The 9,658-nt window shown below is 61.7% G+C and carries 9 protein-coding genes; 8 read left to right on the top strand and 1 reads right to left on the bottom strand.

Annotation, left to right across the window (positions count from 1 at the left end):
* Positions 1–1,795 (top strand): dihydrolipoyl dehydrogenase (gene lpdA, locus ABT24_RS14625; RefSeq protein ID WP_286738144.1); only part of this gene is annotated, 1,795 nt, incomplete at its 5' end.
* A 57-nt stretch (positions 1,796–1,852) separates the two neighbouring features.
* Here the strand turns inward: lpdA and ABT24_RS14620 are convergent.
* Positions 1,853–2,518, bottom strand: a complete 666-nt coding sequence (locus ABT24_RS14620) for a C40 family peptidase (RefSeq protein WP_276726979.1) — start codon at positions 2,516–2,518, stop codon at positions 1,853–1,855.
* Between the two features lie 84 nt (positions 2,519–2,602).
* Here ABT24_RS14620 and acuI point away from each other — a divergent pair, with 84 nt between their 5' ends.
* From acuI to soxZ, 7 genes are all read left to right on the top strand, one after another.
* Complete coding sequence (gene acuI, locus ABT24_RS14615; RefSeq protein WP_276726981.1) at positions 2,603–3,580, top strand: acrylyl-CoA reductase (NADPH); 978 nt, start codon at positions 2,603–2,605, stop codon at positions 3,578–3,580.
* Positions 3,581–3,672: 92 nt separating this feature from the next.
* Positions 3,673–5,565: a propionate--CoA ligase gene (locus ABT24_RS14610; protein ID WP_276726982.1), complete on the top strand. Its 1,893-nt coding sequence runs from the start codon at positions 3,673–3,675 to the stop codon at positions 5,563–5,565.
* An 83-nt stretch (positions 5,566–5,648) separates the two neighbouring features.
* On the top strand, positions 5,649–6,047 hold the full coding sequence (locus ABT24_RS14605) for an ArsR/SmtB family transcription factor (protein WP_013106575.1): 399 nt from the start codon (positions 5,649–5,651) through the stop codon (positions 6,045–6,047).
* A gap of 12 nt (positions 6,048–6,059) precedes the next feature.
* Positions 6,060–7,439: a sulfite dehydrogenase gene (soxC, locus tag ABT24_RS14600; RefSeq protein WP_156054671.1), complete on the top strand. Its 1,380-nt coding sequence runs from the start codon at positions 6,060–6,062 to the stop codon at positions 7,437–7,439.
* Positions 7,417–8,541, top strand: a complete 1,125-nt coding sequence (locus tag ABT24_RS14595) for a c-type cytochrome (RefSeq protein WP_013123837.1) — start codon at positions 7,417–7,419, stop codon at positions 8,539–8,541. The genes soxC and ABT24_RS14595 overlap by 23 nt, the downstream gene beginning before the upstream one ends.
* A gap of 50 nt (positions 8,542–8,591) precedes the next feature.
* Entirely contained in the window at positions 8,592–9,065 is a 474-nt protein-coding gene (soxY, locus tag ABT24_RS14590; RefSeq protein ID WP_013124560.1) for a thiosulfate oxidation carrier protein SoxY, read from the top strand.
* Positions 9,066–9,169: 104 nt separating this feature from the next.
* Complete coding sequence (gene soxZ / locus ABT24_RS14585) at positions 9,170–9,481, top strand: thiosulfate oxidation carrier complex protein SoxZ (RefSeq protein WP_013106571.1); 312 nt, start codon at positions 9,170–9,172, stop codon at positions 9,479–9,481.
* Positions 9,482–9,658 lie beyond the last annotated feature (177 nt).

Below are 9,658 nucleotides of genomic sequence, written 5' to 3'. Positions count from 1 at the left end.
CAAGGTTCCCGATATCGGGGACTTCAAGGATGTGGAAGTGATCGAGGTTCTGGTGAAGGCCGGAGACCAGATCGCGGTCGATCAATCGCTGGTCACGGTGGAGAGTGACAAGGCCAGCATGGAGATCCCCAGCAGCGCCGCCGGCGTGGTGAAGGCGCTGCGCGTGAAACTGGGCGACAAGGTGAGCGAAGGCACGGTTTTGCTGGAGCTGGACGCTGCGGGTGCGCAGGCAATCGCCGAGACTACGCCCGCGCCGCCCGCGCCTGCCGCCTCGCCGACAAACACGGCGCCACAAACCTCACCTGCGCCGCAGGCTGCCGCAGCGTTCTCTGGCAAGGTCGATGTGGAGTGCGACGTGCTGGTGCTCGGCGCTGGCCCCGGGGGATATTCCGCAGCATTTCGCGCCGCCGACCTGGGCCTGAAGGTGGTGCTGGTCGAGCGTTACGCCGCTTTGGGGGGCGTGTGCCTCAACGTCGGCTGCATACCCAGCAAGGCGCTGCTACACGTGGCCGCGGTCATGGACGAAGCGGCGCATTTCGCCGACCTCGGGGTGGAATTCGGCGCGCCCAAGGTCGATCGCGCCAAGCTGGCGGCGCACAAGGCCAAGGAGGTGGGCAAGCTCACCGGCGGTTTGGCGGCCATGGCGAAAATGCGCAAGGTCACGGTCGTGCGAGGCTATGGGGCGTTCATCGACGCGCACCATGTGCAGGTCGAACTCACCGAGGGCGAGGGTCAGAACAAGACCGGCGCCACGCAGACGGTGGGTTTTCAGCGCGCCATCATCGCCGCAGGTTCGCAGGCGGTGCGCCTGCCCTTCTTGCCCGATGACCCGCGCATCGTCGATTCCACCGGTGCGCTCACTCTGGAGCAGGCGCCGAAGAATATGCTCATCGTCGGCGGCGGCATCATCGGGCTGGAGATGGGCACGGTGTATTCCACGCTGGGCGCACGCCTGGACGTGGTGGAAATGCTCGACGGCCTCATGCCCGGCGCCGACCGCGATCTGGTGAAGGTCTGGCAGAAGCTCAACGCCAAGCGCTTCGACCGCATGATGCTTAAGACCAAGACGGTGGCCGCCCAAGCCAAGCCCGACGGCATCTGGGTGACGTTTGAGGGCGAAGGTGCTCCTACCGAGCCGCAGCGCTACGACCTGGTGCTGCAAGCCGTGGGCCGCGCGCCCAATGGCCGCAAAATCGCGGCCGACAAGGCCGGCGTGGCGGTGAACGAGCGCGGATTCATTCCGGTGGATGCGCAGTTGCGCACCAACGTGCCGCATATCCATGCCATTGGTGACATCGTCGGTCAGCCCATGCTGGCGCACAAGGCGGTGCACGAGGGCCATGTCGCCGCCGAGGTGTGCGCGGGTGAACTCAAAGGCGACGACGCGCTGGCGAAGTCGGCCTTCGACGCGCGGGTGATTCCCAGCGTGGCCTATACCGATCCGGAGATTGCCTGGGTCGGCCTGACCGAAGACGCAGCCAAAGCGCAAGGCATCGCCGTGACCAAGGGGCTGTTTCCGTGGACGGCATCGGGCCGGGCCATCGCCAACGGCCGTGACGAGGGTTTCACCAAGCTGTTGTTCGATAAGGCGACGCACTGCATCGTCGGCGGCGGTATTGTCGGCACGCACGCGGGCGACCTCATCAGTGAAATCGCTCTGGCGATCGAGATGGGGGCGGACGCGGTGGACATCGGCCGCACCATCCATCCACATCCCACGCTGGGCGAATCCGTGGGTCTGGCGGCTGAGGCCGCAGAGGGCAGCTGTACCGATCTGCCGCCGCCACGGCGATAAAAAACGGGCCTCGGCCCGTTTTTTTGTAAGCAGCTTGGCAATGAACGCCGGATTCGCTTATTGCCCCGCTTGTGCCGCCGTGTCGCTCGGGCTGCTGCTGGGGTCGTCTTGCGCGACTTCGGTCTGCGGGCTCGTCATGATGCGGCGCGCGCCGTCGAAGCGTTTGGCCCAGTAAGGCGAATCGAGATTTTCGACGCGCACAGTCTGGCCAGGTCGGGGAGAGTGAATGAACTGACCATCGCCGATGTAAATACCCACATGCGAGAAGGCTCGGCGAAGCGTGTTGAAAAACACCAGATCGCCCGGTTTGAGCTGGCTTTCCGGAATCTTTTCGCCTTCGTGCGCCTGCTCCGCGGCGTTGTGCGGCAGTACCGTGCCCAGCGTTTCCTGATAGACGTAGCGCACAAAACCCGAGCAATCGAAGCCGCTGCGCGCAGAGTCGCCGCCGTAGCGATATTTCACGCCCAGAAAGCTCAGCGCATTGACCACCAGGTCGGAAGCCCGGGTGGAGACCTGATGCACAAAGCCGTTTTGCGTCAACCATTGGCGCAGTGAGGCGTCGTCGCGCTGGGCGTTTTGCACGTCTCGCACCGCCTTTTCAGAGGGCTGCGCCGGGTCGATCTGGGGCAGCACACGCGGGCCGGCCCAGACTGAGGTGATGCCGCATGGTCCTAACAGGCAACAGGCCAAGGCAATCTGGGCGAACAAGGGGTTGACACGCATAATCGCGTGAATTTAGATAGAACGCTTGAATGTGTCAATCATTGTGCAGTGCAAGAAGCATTGCCGCCTCAACGGGAAAACACGATGTTCACTGCCTGGAAACTCAATCAGACCGATCAAGGCTTCAGTGCCACCCTGGCGGCATGGCCAGACGAAGAACTCCCTGCGGGAGACGTGACCGTCGCGGTGGAATATTCCACCCTGAACTACAAAGACGCGCTGGCGCTGACCAACCGCGGCCCGGTCGTGCGGCGCTGGCCCATGGTGCCGGGCATCGACGGCGCGGGCACGGTGCTTGTAAGCACGCATGCCGACTGGCAGCCTGGCGACCGCTGGGTGCTCAACGGCTGGGGCGTGGGCGAAACGCATTGGGGCTGCCTGAGCCAGCGAGCGCGGCTCAATGGAGACTGGTTGATCCGGCTGCCCAAGGCCTTCACTGCGCGACAGGCCATGGCGCTGGGTACGGCCGGTTATACCGCGGCGCTGTGCGTGCTGGCGATAGAGCGGCATGGCGCCGTACCCGCGCAGGGCAGCGTGCTGGTGACGGGGGCAAGCGGTGGCGTAGGCAGCGTGGCTGTGGCACTGCTGGCCAAATTGGGCTGGACGGTCGTGGCGTCAACTGGCAAGTTGCAGGAGCAAGCCTATTTGCGCGCGCTCGGGGCCGCTGAAGTGATCGACCGCAACACGCTTTCGTCGCCCGGCAAACCGTTGCAGAAAGAGCGCTGGGCGGCGGTGGTGGATACGGTGGGCAGCCACACCCTGGCCAACGCCTGCGCGCAAACCCGCTGGGGCGGCGTGGTGGCCGCGTGCGGTCTGGCGGGAGGCATGGATTTCCCGACCACGGTGGCGCCCTTCATTCTGCGGGGCGTGACACTGGCGGGAATCGACAGCGTGATGCAGCCGCAGTCGGCTCGGTGCAAAGCCTGGCAGAAGCTGGCCGATCTGATCGATGCGCCGATGCTCGACCAGATCGCTCACGACATCCCGCTCGATCAGGCTCAAACGGCCGCGCAAGAATTGCTCGACGGCAAAGTGCGGGGTCGGCTTGTGGTGAAGATTTGATCGCGGTTTCCCTCAGCTCATCGATGAGTCAGTTCGGCGTCAGCGCCCATTCCTAGGCTGGGCCGCATTCATACAAAACAGGAGACAGTGCGATGATTGATGCGTCTTACGCCGATTTTTACCGCCGCAGCGTCGATTCACCCGAAGCTTTCTGGGCCGAGCAGGCGCAGGCCATCGATTGGAAAAAGCCGTGGAACAGTGTGCTCGACCGCAGCAGGCCGCCATTCTCCGCCTGGTTTTCGGGGGGCTTGACCAACCTCTGTCATAACGCGGTCGACCGTCATCTGCCGGAGCGCGCCGGGCAAGCCGCGCTGGTGTATGTGTCCACCGAAACGGGGCAGGAGGTCAGTTACAGCTACGCCGAGCTGCACCGCGAAGTGCAGATCATGGCGGCCAGTCTGCAGAGTCTGGGCGTCACCCAGGGCGACCGGGTGCTGATCTATATGCCGATGATTCCCGAAGCGGTGTTCGCCATGCTGGCCTGCGTGCGTCTGGGTGCGGTGCATTCGGTGGTGTTCGGCGGGTTCGCGTCGGTGAGCCTTGCGGCGCGTATCGATGATGCGCAACCCAAAGTCATCGTCAGCGCCGACGCTGGATCGCGCGCGGGCAAAGTCGTGTCGTACAAACCCTTGCTCGACGAAGCGCTACGTCTGTCGCAGCATCCGCCCGAGCAGGTCATCGTGGTCGATCGCGGGCTGGCGGATTGGGCCCGGCAGGCACCGCGCGATGTTTCCTACGCCGACTTGCGCACCCGGCACGCCCGGGCGGAAGTGCCCTGCGTCTGGGTCGATTCCACCCATCCGAGCTACATCCTCTATACCTCGGGCACGACGGGCAAACCCAAGGGCGTGCAGCGCGATACCGGGGGCTATGCCGTGGCGCTGCAACTGTCCATGCGCGTGATTTTCGGCGGCCAGCCCGGGGAGACGTTTTTCTGTACGAGCGACATCGGCTGGGTCGTGGGGCATAGCTACATCGTGTATGCGCCTTTGCTCTCCGGCATGACCACCATTCTGTACGAGGGCACCCCCATCCGCCCGGATGCCGCTGTGTTCTGGCGCATCGTCGAGCAGTATCGCGTCAATCAGATGTTCTCCGCCCCAACCGCCATGCGCGTGCTCAAGCGCCATGACCCCGCGCTGTTGCAGCGGCACGACCTGTCGAGTCTGCGTGCCATTTTTCTCGCGGGCGAGCCGCTGGACGAACCCACCGGCCGCTGGGCGGCCGAATCGCTGAACAAGCCGGTGATCGACAACTATTGGCAAACCGAAACTGGCTGGCCCATTCTGGCAACCCCGCTGGGATTTCCCGACGTGGCTTCTCGCATGGGCTCCCCCGGCGTTTCCATGCCGGGTTACAAAGTCTGCCTGCGCAACGAGACAGACGGCGAGCCGGTCGCTCCCGGCGAAAAAGGCGTGGTGGCGATCGACTGGCCGCTGCCGCCCGGTTGTCTGCAAACCATCTGGGGCGACGACGCCCGTTTTGTGGATACCTACTGGAGTACATACCCGAACCGGCAGGTGTATTCCACCTTCGACTGGGGCCGTCAGGACGCCGACGGCTATCTCTACATCCTCGGTCGCACCGACGATGTCATCAATGTGGCTGGCCACCGGCTCGGCACGCGCGAAATCGAAGAGAGCATCAGCGCGCATCCCGCAGTGGCCGAGGTGGCCGTCGTGGGCGTGCAGGATGCACTCAAAGGACAAGCCGCCTGGGCCTTCGTGGTGCTGCGTCCGGGGCAGGATAATGTGACTGCGCAGGCCAGTCAGGCCTCCATCGCCGCCCACGTCGACGCCCAACTCGGCGCCGTCGCTCGACCCCAGCGCATCTGCCTGGTGACGGCACTGCCCAAGACCCGCTCAGGAAAAATGTTGCGTCGCGCGATCCAGGCGATTTGCGAAGGCCGTGACCCCGGCGACCTCACTACACTGGAAGACCCGCTTGCCCTTCAGCAAATTCCTGATGCAATTGCGCGTCCCTGACTAGGGAAACTCCTAGCCGCCAAGGGTGGACAAGCCCCGTCAGGGTTTGAAAAATATCAGTGCTTGCTTATAAGCAAATTCATATGCCACAAACTGACACGCTCCCGGAACTGGTGACGTCGCCCGCAGATGATCTCTCGGTCGACGCGGATCGGGTGTTCGATTCCGCCGCCGAGCTCTTCGGCGTCCTCGCCACCCCCCTGCGCTTGCGCATCCTCAATTCCATCTGTACAGGCGAAAAAAGCGTGACAGAAATCATGGACTCGGTCGATTCGACCCAGCCCAATGTGTCCCAGCATCTCAAGGTGTTGTATCAAGCCGGTGTGGTCGCCAAGCGCCGCGTCGGTAATCTGGTTTATTACCGTGTGCAGAGCGAGAAGGCAGTGCAGTTGTGCCGGACCGTGTGTACTCAAATTGCCATCGAGCTCGACGATCCTGAATCGGTTTCGCAGACGGATCGCCTGGCCCGACGTGCCTACTAAGCGAGAAAGAGGATGAGTGACTACACAAAAAAGCTAGGCCGGCTGCGTAAAGCACCGGAAAACTTCCTGAGCGCTGAGCAGATCGCCCAGGTTCAGGGAGGTCGCCGCGACTTTTTGCGTAAAGCGTTTCTGACGGCCAGCGCCACCATGGCCGCTGGCGGTGCAGCGAACGTCTACGCAGCCGATCGCAAAGACTGGGAGGGTGACAAGGGCAGCAAGTTCATCCTGAAAGAGCAGGAGTGGCGCACCACTCTGGGCGCTCCGGTGAACGAGCCACCTTACGGCATGCCGTCCAAGTACGAAAAGGACTTGGTGCGCCGCATCAGTCCGGGTCTGGCTGCGGTGAATCAGGCCAACGTGGCCTTTGCGCCGCTGCAAGGCATGTTCGGTATCGTCACGCCGGCGGGTTTGCACTTCAACCGCTCGCACCAGGGCTGGTACGACATCAACCCGGAAGACTTCCGCTTCATGGTGATGGGTGAGAAGAATCTCATCAAGAAGCCCAAGGTCTATACCGTGGGCGACATCATGCGCATGCAGCCGGTGTCGCGCTTTCACTTCATCGAATGCGGCGCCAACTCCGCGATGGAATGGGGCAACGTGGCGCTGCCGACCGTGCAATATACGCACGGCATGGTGTCCTGCTCCGAGTTCACCGGTGTGCCGCTCATCGACATTCTCGAAGACTGCGGCGCCGACCTCAAGGGCGTTCGCTTCATCATGGCGGAAGGCGCTGACGGCTCGACCGAAAACCGCACCATCCCGATGTCGCTCGTGCTGTCGGGTGAGGTGCTGGTGGCCTACGGCCAGAACGGTGAAATGCTCCGCCCGGAAAACGGCTACCCGCTGCGTTTGGTGGTGCCGGGGGTCGAAGGCGTTTCCAACATCAAGTACCTGCGCCGCATCAAGCTCGGTACCCAGCCTTTCGCCACCAAGGACGAAACCGTGGGCTACGTCGATCTGATGCCCGATGGCCGTCTGCGTCAATACACCTCGGTCATGGAAGTCAAGTCGGTGATCACCTCGCCGTCCGGTGGTCAGGTGTTGTTGGACAAAGGGCTTTACAACGTCTCGGGTCTGGCTTGGTCGGGCCGCGGCAAAATCAAGCGTGTCGATGTCTCGTTCGACGGCGGCGTGAACTGGCAGCCCGCGCGTCTTGAAGGGCCGATCCAGAGCAAGGCATTCACTCGGTTCAATGTGCCTTGGGTTTGGAAGGGGCAGGTCGCCTTCCTGCAAAGTCGCGCGATTGACGAAACCGGCATGGTGCAGCCCACCTATGAAGAACTGCGCAAAGTGCGCGGTACTCGTTCCGTCTATCACAACAACGCAATCCAAACTTGGCAAGTTGAAGAAAATGGAGATGTTCGCAATGTCCAACTCGCGAATTCGTAAAGCCGCGCTGGCGGTCATTCTGGGGGGAATGTTTGTCGGCGGCGCCACGGTGGCCTCGGCGGCGGGCATGCCCGTCCATCCCCAAGTCCCCGCAAAGGACCTGAAGCTCGATGCCACCCTGGGTCGTACGGCAACGCCCGATGAAATCAAGGCCTGGAACATCGACGTTCGCCCTGATTTCGCCGGCCTGCCGGTCGGTCAAGGCAGCGTGGCAACCGGCACCAAGCTGTGGGAGGCTAAGTGCGCCTCATGCCATGGTGACTTTGCCGATTCCAACGCGGTGTTCCCGCCTCTGGTCGGTGCCTACCAGGCCACCAAGCAGGACATCAAGACGGGTCGTGTCGCCAAGTTGGCGAACACCAATGATGGCGCAACCACCATTGAAAAGCTGTCCACGGTGTCCACGCTGTTCGACTACATCCATCGCGCCATGCCTTGGAACGAGCCGGGCTCGCTGACCTGGGACGATACTTATGCGCTGGTGGCCTACCTGTTGAACCTCGCCAACGTGGTGCCCGGCAACTTCGTGCTGACCCGTGACAACGTACAACAAGTTCAGGACATGCTGCCTAACCGCAATGGCATGATCTGGAACCACGGCATGTGGCCCGGCAAAGAGATCGGGAATGGGGGTATCCCGGATACCCACAACACGGATTGCATGAAAAACTGCGCACCAGCTCCCAAAATCACCAGCTTCATTCCTGAGTTTGCGCTGAACAATAACGGCAACCTCGCAGATCAGTACCGCACATGGGGTCCGATCCGCGGCATGATGACCGAATCAGCGGCAGAGCAGGAAAAGAAAGCCAAGGAAAAAGCCGCGGCGGACAGCAATCCGGACGCCAAGGTGGTTGCTCTTTTGAAAGACAAGTCCTGCCTGGCCTGCCATAGCTTGGGTGACAACAAGCTGGTCGGCCCAGGTTACAAGGAGGTCGCGGCCAAGTATGGCGGCAAAAAAGATATGGTCGCCGAGTTGACCACACGGATCATCAAGGGCGGTTCAGGTGTTTGGGGCTCTATCCCCATGCCGCCGCAAACCATCAGCGAAGGCGATGCCAAGATGATTGCGCAGTGGATTGTCGACGGCGCGAAGCAGTAATACGTTATCAAGATACAGGTACTGTCCTGTTCACTTTAAGGAGAAGACTGATGAATCAAACTCGTCGCCAGGTCATGCAGATTGGTGCAGGCGCAGCCGCCTTGGGCGTTGCTGCAACCGCTGGTCTCATGCCCAATATTGCCCTGGCTGCTGACGCTCCGGGTTGGAATGCGCCCCTGTTCGAAGCCAAGTCGTTTGCCGACGCGGCCAAGATCTGGGGTGGAACGCCCACCGAAAGCACCGATGTCAGCATCATCGGTCCGGACATCGCCGAAAACGGCGCTGTGGTACCGGTGGGTGTGAAAAGCAATGCAGCCGGTACCACCGCGCTGGGTATCGTGATCGAAAAGAACCCGACGGTCCTCGCCGGCATGTTCAACATGACCGACGCTTCGGTGCCCAACGTGGCCACCCGCGTCAAAATGGCGCAGACCTCCAACGTCTATGCCGTGGCCAAGGTTGGCGACAAGCTGCTGTTCAGCAAAAAAGAGATCAAGGTCACGCTGGGTGGTTGCGGCGGCTGATTGGCCTGCGGCAACCCGATCCCACGCGATCCAGCAACCCGATCTACTGATACTGTTTTGAATTTTGCTGATTCCAGCAACACACCTATTTAAGGAGTAACACGATGGCATTTCCGATGCGTATGCGGGCGAACGTCGAAGGCGACGCTGTGGTCGTTCGCGTTCTGATGACCCACCCCGAAGAGACCGGCCTGCTGAAAGACAAAGCTGGTCAAATCATTCCCGCCCACTTCATTCAGTCCGTCACCTGCAAAAATGGGGACAAGACCGTGATGACCTGCGACTGGGGCACGGCCATCTCCAAAAACCCGTTCCTGGAGTTCCGTTTCAAAGGCGGTAAAGCCGGTGACAAAGTGACTGTGTCCTGGATTGATAACAAGGGCGATACGTCCACTGCAGACACCACGGTGTCTTGATGCATCTCATGCGCGAAGCCGAACGGCTTCGCGCATTCTGGTTTATTCACCGCTGCGAGGAGACTATGAGAAACCGTACAAAAAAGACGGCCATCTTGGCCGGGGTTGCGCTACCCGCCATGCTGTGGGTCGGAGGATTTGCCGTACAGGCAAATGCGGCTTCACTGACCAATGAGG

Source organism: Thiomonas sp. SCN 64-16 (assembly GCF_001725585.1).
In the GTDB taxonomy this organism is placed as follows: Bacteria; Pseudomonadota; Gammaproteobacteria; order Burkholderiales; family Burkholderiaceae_C; genus Thiomonas; species Thiomonas arsenitoxydans.
The sequence above is the reverse complement of the archived record's forward strand: the minus strand, read 5'-3'. Positions and strand labels throughout refer to the sequence as shown.

Bases quoted from the DNA above. Each gene is read 5' to 3' on its own strand.
- soxC (WP_156054671.1), top strand. From the start codon at position 6,060: ATGAGTGACTACACAAAAAAGCTAGGCCGGCTGCGTAAAGCACCGGAA.
- ABT24_RS14605 (WP_013106575.1), top strand. From the start codon at position 5,649: ATGCCACAAACTGACACGCTCCCGGAACTGGTGACGTCGCCCGCAGAT.
- ABT24_RS14610 (WP_276726982.1), top strand. From the start codon at position 3,673: ATGATTGATGCGTCTTACGCCGATTTTTACCGCCGCAGCGTCGATTCA.
- soxY (WP_013124560.1), top strand. From the start codon at position 8,592: ATGAATCAAACTCGTCGCCAGGTCATGCAGATTGGTGCAGGCGCAGCC.
- ABT24_RS14595 (WP_013123837.1), top strand. From the start codon at position 7,417: ATGTCCAACTCGCGAATTCGTAAAGCCGCGCTGGCGGTCATTCTGGGG.
- acuI (WP_276726981.1), top strand. From the start codon at position 2,603: ATGTTCACTGCCTGGAAACTCAATCAGACCGATCAAGGCTTCAGTGCC.
- soxZ (WP_013106571.1), top strand. From the start codon at position 9,170: ATGGCATTTCCGATGCGTATGCGGGCGAACGTCGAAGGCGACGCTGTG.
- ABT24_RS14620 (WP_276726979.1), bottom strand. From the start codon at position 2,518: ATGCGTGTCAACCCCTTGTTCGCCCAGATTGCCTTGGCCTGTTGCCTG.